Source organism: Streptomyces sp. CB02056 (genome assembly GCF_001905545.1).
Lineage (GTDB): Bacteria > Actinomycetota > Actinomycetes > Streptomycetales > Streptomycetaceae > Kitasatospora.
Genome location: NZ_LIPD01000020.1, coordinates 86,148 through 100,540 on the forward strand (window position 1 = coordinate 86,148; position 14,393 = coordinate 100,540).

14 protein-coding genes are annotated in these 14,393 nt (G+C 73.4%); 12 read left to right on the forward strand and 2 right to left on the reverse strand.

What is annotated here, in order from left to right:
* Nucleotide 1 precedes the first annotated feature (1 nt).
* The 5 genes from AMK13_RS36500 to AMK13_RS46185 all read left to right on the forward strand — a co-directional run bounded on the left by AMK13_RS36500 (nt 2) and on the right by AMK13_RS46185 (nt 6,983).
* Nucleotides 2-217, forward strand: a complete 216-nt coding sequence (locus AMK13_RS36500) for an MbtH family protein (RefSeq protein ID WP_074005862.1) — start codon at nt 2-4, stop codon at nt 215-217.
* A gap of 11 nt (nt 218-228) precedes the next feature.
* Nucleotides 229-1,512, forward strand: coding sequence for a cytochrome P450 (locus tag AMK13_RS36505; protein WP_241853189.1), 1,284 nt, complete (start codon nt 229-231; stop codon nt 1,510-1,512).
* A 49-nt stretch (nt 1,513-1,561) separates the two neighbouring features.
* Nucleotides 1,562-2,311, forward strand: coding sequence for an SRPBCC family protein (locus AMK13_RS36510; RefSeq protein ID WP_074005863.1), 750 nt, complete (start codon nt 1,562-1,564; stop codon nt 2,309-2,311).
* 8 nt (nt 2,312-2,319) lie between these two features.
* Nucleotides 2,320-2,520: a hypothetical protein gene (locus AMK13_RS36515; protein WP_049649157.1), complete on the forward strand. Its 201-nt coding sequence runs from the start codon at nt 2,320-2,322 to the stop codon at nt 2,518-2,520.
* 389 nt (nt 2,521-2,909) lie between these two features.
* The gene (locus tag AMK13_RS46185; protein WP_143204716.1) at nt 2,910-6,983 is read left to right on the forward strand and encodes a DUF7507 domain-containing protein; all 4,074 of its coding nucleotides are present in this window, start codon (nt 2,910-2,912) and stop codon (nt 6,981-6,983) included.
* A gap of 93 nt (nt 6,984-7,076) precedes the next feature.
* Here AMK13_RS46185 and AMK13_RS36525 read toward each other — a convergent pair whose 3' ends face one another.
* Together AMK13_RS36525 and AMK13_RS36530 are read right to left on the reverse strand one after the other, a co-directional pair.
* On the reverse strand, nt 7,077-7,547 hold the full coding sequence (locus tag AMK13_RS36525; RefSeq protein ID WP_074005865.1) for a hypothetical protein: 471 nt from the start codon (nt 7,545-7,547) through the stop codon (nt 7,077-7,079).
* 268 nt (nt 7,548-7,815) lie between these two features.
* Entirely contained in the window at nt 7,816-8,172 is a 357-nt protein-coding gene (locus AMK13_RS36530) for a beta/gamma crystallin domain-containing protein (protein ID WP_049649160.1), read from the reverse strand.
* A 532-nt stretch (nt 8,173-8,704) separates the two neighbouring features.
* Here AMK13_RS36530 and AMK13_RS36535 point away from each other — a divergent pair.
* The 7 genes from AMK13_RS36535 (at nt 8,705) to AMK13_RS36560 (ending at nt 14,379) form a co-directional block, all read left to right on the forward strand.
* Entirely contained in the window at nt 8,705-9,103 is a 399-nt protein-coding gene (locus tag AMK13_RS36535; protein ID WP_074005866.1) for an ArsR/SmtB family transcription factor, read from the forward strand.
* Nucleotides 9,100-11,076 (forward strand): heavy metal translocating P-type ATPase, encoded by a 1,977-nt coding sequence (locus AMK13_RS36540; RefSeq protein ID WP_074005867.1) that lies wholly within the window; start codon nt 9,100-9,102, stop codon nt 11,074-11,076. The genes AMK13_RS36535 and AMK13_RS36540 overlap by 4 nt, the downstream gene beginning before the upstream one ends.
* Before the next feature lie 225 nt (nt 11,077-11,301).
* Complete coding sequence (locus tag AMK13_RS36545) at nt 11,302-11,493, forward strand: hypothetical protein (RefSeq protein ID WP_074005868.1); 192 nt, start codon at nt 11,302-11,304, stop codon at nt 11,491-11,493.
* A 2-nt stretch (nt 11,494-11,495) separates the two neighbouring features.
* Entirely contained in the window at nt 11,496-11,852 is a 357-nt protein-coding gene (locus tag AMK13_RS36550) for an ArsR/SmtB family transcription factor (protein WP_074005869.1), read from the forward strand.
* A gap of 80 nt (nt 11,853-11,932) precedes the next feature.
* A complete protein-coding gene (locus AMK13_RS36555) occupies nt 11,933-13,576 on the forward strand; it encodes a SulP family inorganic anion transporter (RefSeq protein WP_079272852.1) in 1,644 nt (547 codons plus the stop codon).
* A gap of 73 nt (nt 13,577-13,649) precedes the next feature.
* A complete protein-coding gene (locus tag AMK13_RS45525; protein WP_220450012.1) occupies nt 13,650-13,781 on the forward strand; it encodes a DUF6126 family protein in 132 nt (43 codons plus the stop codon).
* Nucleotides 13,782-13,929: 148 nt separating this feature from the next.
* Nucleotides 13,930-14,379: a GNAT family N-acetyltransferase gene (locus AMK13_RS36560; RefSeq protein ID WP_241853190.1), complete on the forward strand. Its 450-nt coding sequence runs from the start codon at nt 13,930-13,932 to the stop codon at nt 14,377-14,379.
* Nucleotides 14,380-14,393 lie beyond the last annotated feature (14 nt).

Consider the following 14,393-nt stretch of genomic DNA (forward strand, 5'->3'; position numbering starts at 1 on the left):
CATGACCAACCCCTTCGACGACCAGGACGGCACCTTCCTCGTGCTCGTCAACGAGGAGAACCAGCACTCGCTCTGGCCCCAGTTCGCGGACGTCCCCGACGGCTGGACCGTCGTCCACGGCCCCGACACCAACGCCGCCTGCCTGGAGTACGTCGAGAAGTCCTGGACCGACATGCGGCCCAGGAGCCTCGCCGACGCCATGGACACCCGGAAGTAGCGCGGCCCGTAGTGAACCCGACCGACACCACGGACGAGGCCCGCCCCGCGGCGGGCCTCGCCCCGGCCCACGACCTCGTCCTGTCCCAAGACCTCGTCCCGCCCCACGACTACGCCGCGGACCTGCTCACCCCCGAGGCCCGGCGGGACCCGTACCCCCTCTACGCCCGCATGCGGCGCGAGAGCCCCGTCCACCGCAGCGACCAGGGCATCTGGTACCTCACCCGGTACGCCGACATCGAGGCGGCCCTGGGCGACCTGCGGCTGTCCAACGACCGCGACCGGATGACGCGGGCCTACAGCGCGCTCGGCGGCGACCTGAAGGCCCTGAGCCGGCTCACCGACCGGCTCGGCCGGGTGATGACCAACACCGATCCGCCGGACCACAGCCGGCTGCGCAAGCTGGCCAACCGGGCCTTCACCGCCCGCCGGGTCGAAGCGCTGCGCGACGGCGTCCAGGGCATCGTCGACCGCCTCGTCGACGAGGCGGTCGCGGCCGGGCGGAGCATGGACCTGATCGAGGCGGTCGCCGCCCCGCTGCCGATGTCCGTCGTCTGCGAGCTCTTCGGCATCCCGGAGGAGGACCGGCCGCGGGTCAAGGGCTGGTTCCGCCGCTTCGGCCGGCTCACCGAGGACATCGACAAGTCCGAGGCGGCGATCGACCAGTACGAGGAGTACCTGTCCGGGCTCATCCGGGAGCGCCGGCGCGCGCCGGGCGACGACCTGATCAGCGCCCTGGTCGCCACCCAGGCGCAGGACGAGCGGCTCACCGACTCCGAACTGCTGTCCACCTGCTTCGTCCTGATCACCGCCGGCGACGAGACCACCGCCAACCTGATCAACAACGGCGTCCTCGCCCTGCTGCGCCACCCGGACCAACTGGCCCGGCTGCGGGCGGATCCGGGGCTGATCCGCGGCGCCGTCGAGGAGCTCGCCCGCTACGACACGGTGACCCAGGCGATCGTCCGGGTCGTCGCGGAGGACCTGGAGATCGGCGGACGGAAGCTGCGCGAGGGCGAACTGGCGTACCTGTTCCTCGCCGCGGCCAACCGCGACCCGGACCGCTTCGAGGACCCCGACCGGCTCGACCTCACCCGCCCCGGCAACCGGCACCTGACCTTCGGCCACGGCCCGCACTTCTGCCTCGGCGGCCCGCTGGCCAAGCTCCAGGCCGAGGTGGCGATCGGCACGCTGGTGCGCCGGCTGCCCGGGCTGCGGCTGGCCGACGAGGCGGCGCTGGACTGGCGGCCCAACCCGCTGCAACGGCGGCTGAGCGCCCTCCCGGTCACCTACTGACCATGAACGACGACCACTGACCATGAACGACGACGAAGGAGTACCGACCATGGCCCGAGAGTTCGAGGTCCGCCGGGAACAGGACCTGCCCGCCACGCCCGAACAGGTCTGGGACGCGGTCGCCACCGGCGCCGGCAACCTCGGCTGGCTGTACCCGATGGAGGTCGAGCCGCGCGTCGGCGGAAAGGCCAGCCGGGGCGACTCCACCGTCGTGGCGTGGGAGCCGCCGCGGCGGTTCGCCGTCCGGGCGACCCAGGACGGCGGGTTCTCCAACACGCTCAGCTACCACATCGAGCCCGCCGACGGCGGAACGAGCCACCTGCGGATGGGCATCCACTGGGTGCACACGGGCGTCGTCGACGAGGCCTGGATGTGGGACGCCAAGTCGGACGCGGCCGAGAAGCACGTCGACTTCTACCAGCACGGCCTCGCCGAGTACCTGCGGCACTTCGCCGGCCGCCCCGCCGTCTACGTCAGGGCCCCGCGCCCCGAACCCACCGCCGACCCGGCCGACTTCGCCGCCCTGCGGCTGCGCCTGGGCCTCGCCGCCGACGCGGCCGTCGGCGACCGCCTGCGGATCGACGTCCCCGGTACGGACGGCGGCCCGGAGGAGGTGGTCGTGGACTGGCTCAGCCCCGACTTCGTCGGCCTGCGCGGCCCGGACGCGCTCTACCGGTTCTTCAACGGCAGCACCTGGAACGTGCCGATCTGGCTCGGCCACCACCTGTTCGCCGAGGACGCCGACGAGCAGCGGGCCACCGCGGCGTGGACCGCCTGGCTCAACGACACCCAAGCCTAGGAACCCCGATGGAAACCTCCACCAGGACACTGCTCTTCGCCGCCGAACTCGTCGAGGAGAACGGCACGTACACGCTGCTCGTCGAGGACGTGCGAACCGGCAGCGTCGAGACCACCCCGGTCCCCAAGGCCATGGTCGACAAGCTCCCGACCTTCCTCTCGGCGCTCGCCGCCAAGCTCAACCCTCCGGCGCCGCGCCGCCGTTGGTAGCTCTTCCCGCACCGTGAGGCCGGTGCTGTCCGGGAGCCGCCGCTCCCGGATGGCACCGGCCTCGCCGCGTCCGGCGGCGCTCACCGGCCGGACCGCCCTCGCCGGCGCGGGTGCGGGCCGACTCCGCTCGACGCGGTTAGTTCATATGACGATGCGTCAACAGGCTTGGCACTGGCTCGGGTCGAGGTCGTCACGGTCGGTCGAACCCGGTGCAGGGGGCGCGCGACGGGTGTCGAGCGCGGTGGTCGGACCGTTCGTGTGGGCCGCCGGGATGACCTCCCCAGCGTGCCGGACCGACCCGGATGGTGGAGACGGCATAGTCGTCCCGTCGCCCAATGGCGTGTTCACTCCGTCATCCAGAGTCCTGTGCACACCCTGGAGAGTCCTCGATGCCCAAAGTCAGACGTCGCCGGGGCCTGGCCCCGGCCTTCGGGGTGCGGGGCAGTACCGTCCCGGCTCGTCCGTCGAACCGTGCCGCGTCGAAGCGGCGCGGCTGGTCCGGAGCGCTGGCAGCGGTGCTGACGCTGGCACCGCTGTCGCTCGTCCCGCTGATGGCCGCCCCCGCCGCGCACGCCGCCCAGGCCTGCCCGCCCGACCCGGGCTACACCGACTGCCTCGCCTTCACCCACACCGGTGGCGGCCAGGACTTCACCGTTCCCCCCGGCGTCACCTCCGTCCGGGCGAAGGCCTGGGGTGCGGGCGCGGCCGCCGAAGCGGACAGCCCCGCGGGAACGGCCGGCGCCGACCACCGGAGCCGACCGGGGGCCGCCGGCGCCTTCGCGACGGCTCTGCTGGACGTGACGCCGGGGCAGCGGCTGACGGTGGTGCCCGGCCAGGGCGGGCGGGCGCACTCCGAGGACCCGAGCTCCCCGGCGGCTCGGACGGCCCTCGGCGGCGGCGCCTCCAGCGTCCTGGCCGACGAGCCGCACGCCTCGGCCCGCACCCTGCTGGCGGCCGACGGCGGCACCTCCCCGAGCGCGGGCGGCGCGGCCGTCGGCTCCGGGGGCGGCGACGTTCCGGCGGGCCTGGTCTCCCACCTGACCGAGCGCCAGTACGTCGCCGGGGCGGGCTTCGGCGGCTTCGCTCACCCCGCCGCCCCGGTGAAGCCCGGCGACCGCGACGGACATGACGGACGCGACGGACGTGACGGCGGCAACGGCCTCGTGGTGCTGGAGTGGCAGGCCCCGGACGCCGCCTCGGCGAAGGCCGCCCCCGTCCAGGGCAACGCCTCGCAGGCCCCGTCCGCCTCGCCGTCCGCGGTGCCGTCCGCCGCGAGCGCCCCCGAGCCCCCGTCGGCCGCAGCGTCCGCTGAGAGCGTCCCCCCGTCGGGCACGGCCCCGGCCGGCCACGCCCCCAGGGCACCCGGCACCCCCTTGGACTGCAGCGGCAACACGATCTACGCCGTCCAGCGCGGCTCCTCGGGCGCCGGTACGGGCACCCTGCTGGCCCTGGCCTCCGGCACCGTCGGCGGCGCCAGCGTGACCGCCACGACGGTGAGCACGCTCCCCGCCGGGTCCGGCTTCACGAACGCCCTCGGCATCACGGACGGCGGCACCGCCGCCTACGTGGTCGACCAGACGCCGGCCGTCAGCGGGTCCGTGAACGTGTACGGCTACAACGCGGCCACCGGCGCCTGGACCGTCTACACCGGATCCGCCGGTCCCACCAGCGACTCCTTCGTCGCCGGCGCGGTGAACCCGGTCAACGGCATCTACTACTACGCCAGCTTCGAGCCCGGTACCGCGACCACGCCCGGCGTGGCCACCCTCTACGGGTTCAACACCACCACCAACACCGCGATCCCCGGCGTGATCGGCACGTTCGACCTGCCGGTCACCGGCACCTCCGGCCCCAACGGCGACATCACCTTCGACGCGGGCGGCAACCTCTACATCCTCTCCTCCGTCGGGACCGACGCCGCCATCGGCCGGGTCTCCGCACCGATCCCCACCACGGGGTCGGCCACCGGTGTGCCGCTGACCAGCACGACGCTGAGCACCCTGGACAACCCGACGGACAGGTCCTTCAACGGGGCGGCCTTCGACAACGTCGGCAACCTCTACATCGAATTCACCTCGGGGACCACCACCTACCTGGAGCGGCTCAACCCGAACACCGGCGCGGTCACGGCCGGTCCCACGCCGTACACCAACAACGCCTTCCTCTCCGTGGACCTCGGCGCCTGCTCCACCAACCCGACCCTGACCCTGCAGAAGGACATCGTCGGCCGCTTCGCCGAGTCGACCACGTCCAACGACCAGTTCACCCTGGAGATCACCGGCGGTGGCATCACCCAGGGCAACACCGCCACCACGACCGGCACCAGCACGGGCGTCCAGTCGCCCCCCGCAGGCCCGGTCATCGCGCTGTCCGGCACCACCTACACCCTCACCGAGACCGCGGCCTCCGGAAGCCTCTCCGACTACACCACCACCTACGACTGCGTCGACACGGCCAACGGCAACGCCCCGGTCGCCTCGGGCAGCGGGGTGACCACCTTCAACCTGCCGTTCCCGGCGACGGTGGAGGACAAGAACAGCCCGATGGTGCTCTGCACCTTCACGAACACCCCGGTCCCGGCGACGCCCGCGCTCACCATCGCGAAGTCGGCCTCCCCGACGACGGTTTCGGCGGTCGGTCAGGTCGTGGACTACAGCTTCCTGGTGACGAACACCGGGAACGTGACGCTGACGGACGTGACGGTGAACGAGACGGCGTTCTCCGGTTCCGGGGGGCCGCTTGTGGCGGCCTGTCCGCCGGGTGCGGCCTCGCTCGCCCCCGGCGCGTCGGTCACCTGCACGGCGAGCTACACGGTCACCCAGGCGGACATCGACCGAGGGAAGGTCACCAACACGGCGACGGCGACGGGTACGCCGCCGTCCGGCCCGCCGGTCACCTCCCCGCCGTCCAACGCGACCGTCACGGCCACCGCCAACCCGGCCCTCACCATCGTCAAGTCGGTCGACGCGACGGATCTGACGGCGGCGGGCCAGGTGCTGCACTACATGTACCTGGTGACGAACACCGGGAACGTGACGCTGGCGAACGTCACGGTGAACGAGACGGCGTTCTCCGGTTCCGGGACGCCGCCGGTGGTGAGCTGCCCGCCCGCTGCGGCCTCGCTCGCTCCTGGTGCGTCGGTCACCTGCACGGCCAGCTACACGGTCACCCAGGCGGACATCGACCGAGGGAAGATCACCAACACGGCGACCGCGACGGGCACTCCGCCGTCCGGCCCGCCGGTCACCTCCCCGCCGTCCTCGACCAGCGTCCCGAACACCCCCGAGCCGGCCCTCACGATCGTGAAGTCGGCGTCGCCGACGACGGTTTCGGCGGTCGGGCAGGTCGTGGACTACAGCTTCCTGGTGACGAACACCGGGAACGTGACGCTGACGAATGTCACGGTGAACGAGACGGCGTTCTCCGGTTCCGGGACGCCGCCGGTGGTGACCTGCCCACCCGCTGCGGCCTCGCTCGCTCCTGGCACGTCGGTCACCTGCACGGCCAGCTACACGGTCACCCAGAGCGACCTACGGAGCGGGAAGATCACCGACACGGCGACGGCGACGGGCACGCCGCCGTCCGGCCCGCCGGTCACCTCCCCGCCGTCCACCGTGACCGTCACGGTCACGCCCGCACCGGCGCTCACCGTCGTCAAGTCGGTGGACGCGACGGCGCTGACCGGGGTGGGCCAGGTGCTGCGCTACGCGTACCTGGTGACGAACACCGGGAACGTGACGCTGACGGACGTGACGGTGAACGAGACGGCGTTCTCGGGCGCCGGTACGCCGCCGGTGGTCTCCTGCCCGCCCGCTGCGGCCTCGCTCGCCCCCGGGGCGTCGCTGACCTGCACGGCCGAGTACACGGTGACGCAGGCGGACATCAACGCGGGCAGCATCACCAACACCGCGACGGCGACCGGTACTCCGCCGTCCGGCCCGCCGGTCACCTCCCCGCCGTCCTCGACCACCGTCCCGAACACCCCTGAGCCGGCGCTCACCATCGCGAAGTCGGCGTCCCCGACGACGGTTTCGGCGGTCGGACAGACGGTCGACTACGCGTACCTGGTGACGAACACCGGGAACGTGACGCTGACGAACGTGACGGTGAACGAGACGGCGTTCTCGGGCGCCGGGACGCCGCCGGTGGTGACCTGCCCGGCGGGTGCGGCCTCGCTCGCCCCCGGGGCGTCGGTCACCTGCACGGCCGCCTACACGGTCACCCAGGCGGACATCGACCGAGGGAAGGTCACCAACACGGCGACGGCGACGGGTACTCCGCCGTCCGGCCCGCCGGTGACCTCCCCGCCGTCCACCACCACGGTGACCACGAAGGAGGCACACGGGCACCTGCCGAACACCGGCACCGGCACCGACACCCGGCTCGCCGAGCTGGCCGGGAGCCTCCTGCTCCTGGGCGGCGGCCTGACGCTCGCGACACGCCGCACCCGTCGTCGCGGCTAGCACGACAGCCTGACCGGCGGTGGTCCCCGGAGCCCGTGCTCCGGGGACCACCGCCTTTCGTCGTCCCGGCGGGCACCGGAGAACCGCTACCCGTCACCCCCACTCCGACCGATCGGCCAGGCGGCGGTACCACCAGAACTCCGTGCGCCACTGGCGCCGGTCCGCGAACGGGTCGGGGAGGGTACGGTGCAAGAACACCGTGTCCAGGGCCTTCACGAGTCGGCCGAGCTCGGCACGGGCCCGTTCCGGCAGTCGCTCCAGGGCTTCCTCCAGCACGTCGCGTGCGTGTCTGACGTCGTCGAAGGAACATCCCGGGCACGGGCAATGCGACTCCTGCGGGTACAGCGGACGCCGTCCCGGCGGGCGCAGGAACTCGCGGTACCGCCGCAGCGCCCGGTCGGTGGCGCCCGCGTGGAGGTAGAAGCTGTCGCTCAGGCGCTCGACCCGGTGGACGGCCAGGCTCGCCCTGTCGGAGAGTCCGTGGATCCGGAGCGGAGGGGTCGGCCCCGAGACGCGGGAGGCCGGTCGTTCGGCGCGCAGTGCGCGGGGCCGTCTACGCGGCATCGGCCTTTCGACACGTGATCATGGGCGCCATGATGCCAGGCAGGGCCGCGCTGCCGCACCTGGTTTCCCCTGCGGAGTTCGGGGCTCGGCGGGCAGCCGTGGCGCAGCATGCCGGCGCCGGCCAGCCCCTGGAGGGGGTGGCCGGCGCCGGTGAGCCGGGGTGGAGCAAATTCACGTCACAGAAGATTCGGTGGCGATCGAAGCACTGTGGGAATTCCCGGTGATTCGGTCGGGCGAATTTCTGTTCGGGGCGCGCTCCGCCGGTTCGTCAGAGGATCTGGATGGAGTTGACTCGCGGCGGGCGGTTCGGGAAGGAGATGTCGGTCCAGCGGTTGATCCGCACCGAGTCGCCGTTGGCGTCGGAGTAGACCAGGTCGTTGTTCCCGGTGGAGATCCGGTCGACCCACCACCCGCCGAAGCCGATCGACCCCCCGTTCGCGTAGCAGTCGACGCTGTCACGGCCGTCGAGGTGCGACCAGATCTTCAGGAAGTCGTTGCGGCTCCCGTCGCACTGGACGTGGTCGATGGCGAAGGCGTTGCCGGACGGCACGGCCACGGTGAGCGTGGCGGCCGCGGCGAAGGCCATCGCCATCGAGCTCACGACCTTCTTGGCTTTCGAGATCATGGATTCTCCTCAGTCGGATGAAATGTCGAATCGGAGACCGCTTCGCAACGAGTTTCGGTTGCGTCGTGCTCGATCAGTATCCAGACCGCTTTTGTGACGGTCAATCGAACGAAGCCTGACCTCACGTGTTCTCGGACATTTCCCTCCGTGTTTTCGGCGAGACGTGGGGTGTGGTGTTCTGGTGGGTCGCGAGTGGTTCCGGGGCCGGGCGGACGGGCCGTCGACCGAGGGTCGCCTAAGTGCTGTGCTGACGTGGGGTGATGGTCGGACAGCCGACCGCGCGCGACGGGTGTCGGGGGACGCCTGGCTGGGAGAGGGGGGTGGGGCTGGCGGGTTCGCGCAGGACGTGTCGTGCGGTGCCGGGGGAGGGCGTGGACGGCGTCCCCGCGCCCCAAGCGGCCGCCGTGGCCGCCCGTGGCGACGGCGACGACCTGTCTCTCCGGCGTCCGCTCCCGGATGCGGTCGCGGTCGAACCGGGCCGCGACAGCCCGTCTGGAGCGATGACATCGGCATCGACAGCTATCATCGCTCCATGACGATGAATAGCCCGGCGGCCGGGTCCCCGGCCACCACCTCGTGCGGCGCGCCCTCGGCAGCGGTGGCCCTGTTCCGCTCGCTCGGCGACCCGGCCCGCCTCGCGATCCTGCTGCGCCTGGCCCGGGGCGAGGCCAAGGTCGTGGACCTGGTCGGCTGCGTGGGCCTGGCCCAGTCCACGGTCTCGGCGCACCTGGCCTGCCTGCGGGACTGCGGCCTGGTCGACTCCCGCCCCCAGGGCCGGGCCTCCCTGTACTTCCTGGCCCGCCCGGAACTGCTGGACCTGCTGGCCTCGGCCGAGCAGTTGCTCGCCGCGACCGGCGAGGCCGTCGACCTCTGCCCGATCTACGGCACCCCGGCGGCGCCCGCCCCGGACAGCACCGGGGCCGGCCGATGAGCGACGCCTGCGGCTGCGGCGACGACAGGGAGACCGTGGAGGGAGGGGAGGAGCGCGAACCGGAGAAGCTCTGGGAGGTCGGCGAGCTGCGGGCCGCCGCCGTGGCCGGCGTCCTGCTGCTGGCCGGACTGATCGTCGGCTGGTCCGGCGCGTCCGACACCGCGGTGACCGCGGTGACCGCGCTGAACGCACTCGCCCTCGTCGTCGGCGCCTGGACCTTCGTACCCGCCACGCTGCGCCGCCTGGCCAAGGGCAAGGTCGGGGTCGGCACGCTGATGACGATCGCCGCCGTGGGCGGGGTCCTCCTCGGCGAGGTCGGCGAGGCCGCCATGCTGGCCTTCCTCTACTCCGTCAGCGAGGGCCTGGAGGCCTGGTCCCTGGCCCGCACCCGCCGGGGCCTGCGCGCCCTGCTGAACCTGGTGCCCGAACGGGCGACCGTGCTGCGCGACGGCACCGAGCGGACCGTCGCTCCGGCCGAACTGCGCATCGGCGACACGATGGTGGTCAGGCCCGGCGAGCGGATCGCCACCGACGGCACCGTCCGCGCCGGCCGCACCGCCCTGGACGTCTCCGCCATCACCGGTGAGTCCGTCCCCGTCGAGGCCGGTCCGGGCAGCGAGGTGTACGCGGGCGCGATCAACGGCACTGGCGTGCTGGAGGTCGAGGTCACCAGCACGGCCGAGGACAACTCGCTGGCCCGGATCGTCCGGATCGTGGAGGCCGAACAGGCCCGCAAGGGCGCCGGCCAGCGCCTCGCCGACCGGATCGCCAAGCCCCTGGTGCCCGGCATCATGGTCGCCGCCGCCCTCATCGCCCTCGTCGGCTCCCTGCTGGGCGATCCGGCCACCTGGATCGAGCGGGCCCTGGTCGTCCTGGTCGCCGCCTCCCCGTGCGCACTCGCCATCTCCGTACCCGTCACCGTGGTCGCCGCCGTCGGTGCGGCCGGCAGGCTCGGCGTCCTGGTCAAGGGCGGAGCCGCCCTCGAAGCCCTCGGCGCCGTACGCGCCGTCGCCCTCGACAAGACCGGCACCCTCACCCGCAACCGGCCCACCGTCGTCCGCGTCGCCACCCTGGACGGCCACAGCCGCGACACCGTCCTCGCGGTGGCCGCCGCGCTGGAGGCCCGCAGCGAACACCCCCTGGCCGAGGCCGTCCTGGCCGCCGCCCCCGGCGTGCCCGCCGCCACCGACGTCGAGGCGGTCACCGGCGCCGGCCTCACCGGCCGCCTGGACGGCCGCCCCGTCCGGCTCGGGCGCCCCGGCTGGATCGAGCCCGGCCCGCTGGCCGAAGCCGTCACCGCGATGCAGGACTCCGGCGCCACCGCCGTCCTCGTCGAGGACGACGCGACGGTGATCGGCGCGATCGCCGTACGCGACGAACTGCGCCCCGAGGCCCGCGAGGTCGTCGACCGCCTCCGTGCCCGCGGCCTGACCGTGGTGATGCTGACCGGCGACAACGAGCGCACCGCCCGGGCCCTCGCCGCCGAGGCCGGCATCGACACCGTGCACGCGGACCTGCGCCCCGAGGACAAGGCCCGCATCATCGCCGGGCTCCGCACCCTCCGCCCGACCGCGATGGTCGGCGACGGCGTCAACGACGCCCCCGCCCTGGCCACCGCCGACCTCGGCATCGCCATGGGGGCGATGGGCACCGACGTCGCCATCGAGACCGCCGACGTCGCGCTCATGGGCGAGGACCTGCGCCACCTGCCCCAGGCCCTGGACCACGCCCGCCGCGCACGGCGGATCATGCTCCAGAACGTCGGCCTGTCCCTGGCGGTCATCGTCGGTCTGATGCCGCTCGCCCTCCTCGGCGTCCTCGGCCTCGCCGCCGTCGTCGCGGTCCACGAGCTCGCCGAGATCGTCATCATCGGCAACGGCGTGCGGGCCGGACGCACCAAGCCGCTGCCCCCGGCCCCGACTTCGACCCCGCACCGCGCGAGCGCGCCCGCCCCGGCCGGAGCCGTCGCCTGACCCCTCGCCCGTAGCACGGTCCGCCGGCCCCGGCCGCTCCACGCTCCGCCGCCGACGGCGCGTGGAGCGGCCGGGGCCGCTGTCGAACACCGCGTCCCCGGGCCGGGTGGAGATCGATGTGCAGTAGTCGCAACTTGAAGAATTCTTCAAGTGCATAGATGATGCTGCCCTGTACTCGGCAGAGATGCGGTCGCGCGCGGCAGCGCCGGCGGCGAGGAGGGGCGCATGAGCGACGTATTCGACCAGGAGCTTCGCGAGCAGCTCGACGAGGCCCGCCGGCAGCGGGCCGGCGCCCGGGCGGCTGGTGACGAGGACAGCGCGCAGGCGTACGCCGGACGCGTCACACAGCTGCTGCGGATCGCCGCCCAGCACGGCATCGAGATCGAGCACACCGCCGAGGAACAGGAAGAGGACTGAGCATGGCCGTCCCGCTCTACCAGGCGAAGGCGGAGTTCTTCCGCACGCTCGGCCACCCGGCGCGCATCCGCGTGCTGGAACTGCTCCAGGACGGTCCGCGTCCGGTGCGCGAGCTGCTCGCCTCGATCGAGATCGAGCCGTCCAGCCTCTCCCAGCAGCTCTCCGTCCTGCGCCGCAGCAACCTGGTCACGGCCACCCGCGAGGGCAACACCGTGGTCTACGCACTGAGCACGCCGGACGTCGCGGAGCTGCTGCGGGCCGCGCGCCGCATCCTCACCGAGATGATCGCCGACCAGGGGACGCTGCTCGCCGAGCTGCGCTCGGCCGGGCTTCCGGACGCGGCGGAGCAGACGGCGTGAGCGCCACGCGGACCACCCTCGTGGGCCGGGCCGCCGGGCGGGTCCGGGCCGTCCTGCCGAACCGCGCGGCCCTCGCCGCCATGGGGCGCTCGCCGCGCAAGGACCTGGTGGCCGGTCTGACGGTGGCGATCGTCGCGCTGCCGCTCGCGCTGGGCTTCGGCGTCGCCTCCGGCGCGGGGGCCGAGGCCGGGCTGGCCACCGCCGTGGTCGCCGGGGCGCTGGCCGCGGTGTTCGGCGGCTCCAACCTCCAGGTCAGCGGACCGACCGGCGCCATGACCGTGGTCCTGGTGCCGATCGTGCACCGGTACGGCACCTCCGGCGTCCTCACCGTCGGCCTGATCGCCGGCCTGCTGCTGGTCGCCCTCGCCCTCGGCGGGGCCGGCCGTTTCATGGCCTACGTCCCCGCGCCGGTCGTCGAGGGCTTCACCCTCGGCATCGCCGGCGTGATCGGACTCCAGCAGGTGCCCGCCGCCCTCGGCGTCACCAAGGGCGACGCCGAGAACGTCGTGGCCGTCGCCGGACAGGCCCTCGCCGACTTCGCCCGCCACCCGCACCCGGCCGCGCCCGCCGTGGCGCTCGCCGTCGCCGCGGTGATGCTCGTCGGCGCACGGCTGCGCCCCGGCATCCCGTTCTCGCTGCTCGCCGTCGCCGCCGCGACCGCGGTGGCCGACCTCGCCCACCTGGACGTGGCGACCATCGGCCACCTCCCGGCCGGTCTGCCGCTGCCGTCGCTGGGCTTCCTCGACCCCGGCGCGGTGCCGCACCTGCTCACCGCCGCCCTCGCGGTCGCCGCGCTGGCGGCGCTGGAGTCGCTGATGTCGGCGACCGCCGCGGACGCGATGAGTGCTTCCGAACGGCACGACAGCGACCGGGAGTTGTTCGGCCAGGGAGTGGCCAACCTGGTCGCCCCGCTGTTCGGTGGCGTCGCCGCCACCGGCGCGATCGCCCGTACCGCCGTCAACGTCCGCTCCGGCGCCGTCTCCCGGCTCGCCGCCCTGGTGCACGCCGCCGTGCTCGCGGTGGTCGTGTTCGCCGCCGCTCCGCTCGTCGAGGGCATCCCGCTGGCCGCGCTCGCGGGCGTCCTGATCGCCACCGCGGTCCGGATGGTCGAGGTGGCCTCACTGCGGGCGCTGGCCCGCAGCGGACGCGGCGAGGCCGCCGTTCTGGCGCTCACCGCCGCCGCGACCCTGGCCTTCGACCTGGTCACGGCCGTCGTCGTCGGCCTGGCCGTCGCCGGGATCCTGGCCCTGCGCCAGGTCGCGCGCTCCGCGCGGCTCCAGCAGGTGCCGCTGCACGACGGCCTGGCCCCGGCCGACCACCACGAGGAGGAGCGGGCGCTGCTCGCCGAGCACATCGTCGCCTACCGGATAGACGGGCCGGTGTTCTTCGCGGCCGCACACCGCTTCCTGCTCCAACTCGCCGAGACCACCGACGTCAAGGCCGTCATCCTGCGCCTGTCCCACGTCACCGCGATCGACTCCACGGGCGCCCTGGCGCTGGGCGACGCGATCGGCACGCTGGAACGGCGCGGCATCCTCGTCCTGGCCGCGGGGGTGCCGGACGGCCACCGGCGGACCCTGGACGCCCTCGGCGTCCTGGACACCCTCCAGCGGCAGGGGAGGGTCTTCGCCCAGACTTCCGACGCCATCGCCCGTGCCCGCACCGAGCTGCGGACCACCGGAGTCCTGGCGGAGGCCACGGCACGAAAGGGAACGGACCGATGACCGCCCGGCGCCCGCGCATCCGCCCGAGGCCCCGCCACGACCGCCCCACGACCCGACCCCAGGAGCACCGACCATGAGCAGCGCCACCGGTGACGAGAAGAAGCGGCGCAAGGCCATGCTCATCCGCGCCGGGATCTACATCCTGGGCACCCACCTGTTCGCCGGCTTCGTCATCCTGCTCTTCGCCCTCGGCAACCGCCACTGACCCCCCGTCCGGTCGCCGCCCCCGAACTGCTGCCACATCGGGCAGGGTTCGCGCTGCTGACGGTTCGTCGCAACGCCTGGACGGGAACGGGAGTGCTCCAGCGCCGGCAGTGTGGCAGGCTGGCCCGATGTCTACGACCCTCCGCCCCATGGACGCCCGACTCCTGCCCGCCTGGCTCGATCGCAGCCGGGCCGAGTACGCCAAGGACCTCGTCGCTGCGGGGCAGACGCCCGAGGAGGCCGGCCGTCACGCGGCCGACAGCATGGCCCGCTACTTCCCCTCCGGTGCACCGAGCCCCGGGCACGCGGTCTTCGACGTGGTCGATGCCGCCGGGGCCACCGTCGGCCACCTCTGGATCGGACCGGACACGAGCGAGGACGCCGGCTCCTGGTGGGTCTGGGACATCGCGATCGACGCCGACAAGCGCGGGCTGGGCCTCGGGCGAAGGGCCATGCTCCTCGGCGAGGAGTACGCCCGGGCGCAGGGCGCCCATACCCTCGGGCTCAGCGTCTTCGGGTTCAACACGGGCGCGCGCGGCCTCTACGAGTCGCTCGGCTACGAGACGACCTCGGTCAAGATGCTCAAGCGGCTCGGCTGAGGTCCTGGGGCATC

What these genes read in the sequence shown, in the direction of transcription:
- AMK13_RS36500 (WP_074005862.1), top strand. Translation starts at nt 2, where the DNA reads ATGACCAACCCCTTCGACGACCAGGACGGCACCTTCCTCGTGCTCGTC.
- AMK13_RS36510 (WP_074005863.1), top strand. Translation starts at nt 1,562, where the DNA reads ATGGCCCGAGAGTTCGAGGTCCGCCGGGAACAGGACCTGCCCGCCACG.
- AMK13_RS36515 (WP_049649157.1), top strand. Translation starts at nt 2,320, where the DNA reads ATGGAAACCTCCACCAGGACACTGCTCTTCGCCGCCGAACTCGTCGAG.
- AMK13_RS46185 (WP_143204716.1), top strand. Translation starts at nt 2,910, where the DNA reads ATGCCCAAAGTCAGACGTCGCCGGGGCCTGGCCCCGGCCTTCGGGGTG.
- AMK13_RS36525 (WP_074005865.1), bottom strand. Translation starts at nt 7,547, where the DNA reads ATGCCGCGTAGACGGCCCCGCGCACTGCGCGCCGAACGACCGGCCTCC.
- AMK13_RS36530 (WP_049649160.1), bottom strand. Translation starts at nt 8,172, where the DNA reads ATGATCTCGAAAGCCAAGAAGGTCGTGAGCTCGATGGCGATGGCCTTC.
- AMK13_RS36535 (WP_074005866.1), top strand. Translation starts at nt 8,705, where the DNA reads ATGACGATGAATAGCCCGGCGGCCGGGTCCCCGGCCACCACCTCGTGC.
- AMK13_RS36540 (WP_074005867.1), top strand. Translation starts at nt 9,100, where the DNA reads ATGAGCGACGCCTGCGGCTGCGGCGACGACAGGGAGACCGTGGAGGGA.
- AMK13_RS36545 (WP_074005868.1), top strand. Translation starts at nt 11,302, where the DNA reads ATGAGCGACGTATTCGACCAGGAGCTTCGCGAGCAGCTCGACGAGGCC.
- AMK13_RS36550 (WP_074005869.1), top strand. Translation starts at nt 11,496, where the DNA reads ATGGCCGTCCCGCTCTACCAGGCGAAGGCGGAGTTCTTCCGCACGCTC.
- AMK13_RS36555 (WP_079272852.1), top strand. Translation starts at nt 11,933, where the DNA reads ATGGGGCGCTCGCCGCGCAAGGACCTGGTGGCCGGTCTGACGGTGGCG.
- AMK13_RS45525 (WP_220450012.1), top strand. Translation starts at nt 13,650, where the DNA reads ATGAGCAGCGCCACCGGTGACGAGAAGAAGCGGCGCAAGGCCATGCTC.
- AMK13_RS36560 (WP_241853190.1), top strand. Translation starts at nt 13,930, where the DNA reads ATGGACGCCCGACTCCTGCCCGCCTGGCTCGATCGCAGCCGGGCCGAG.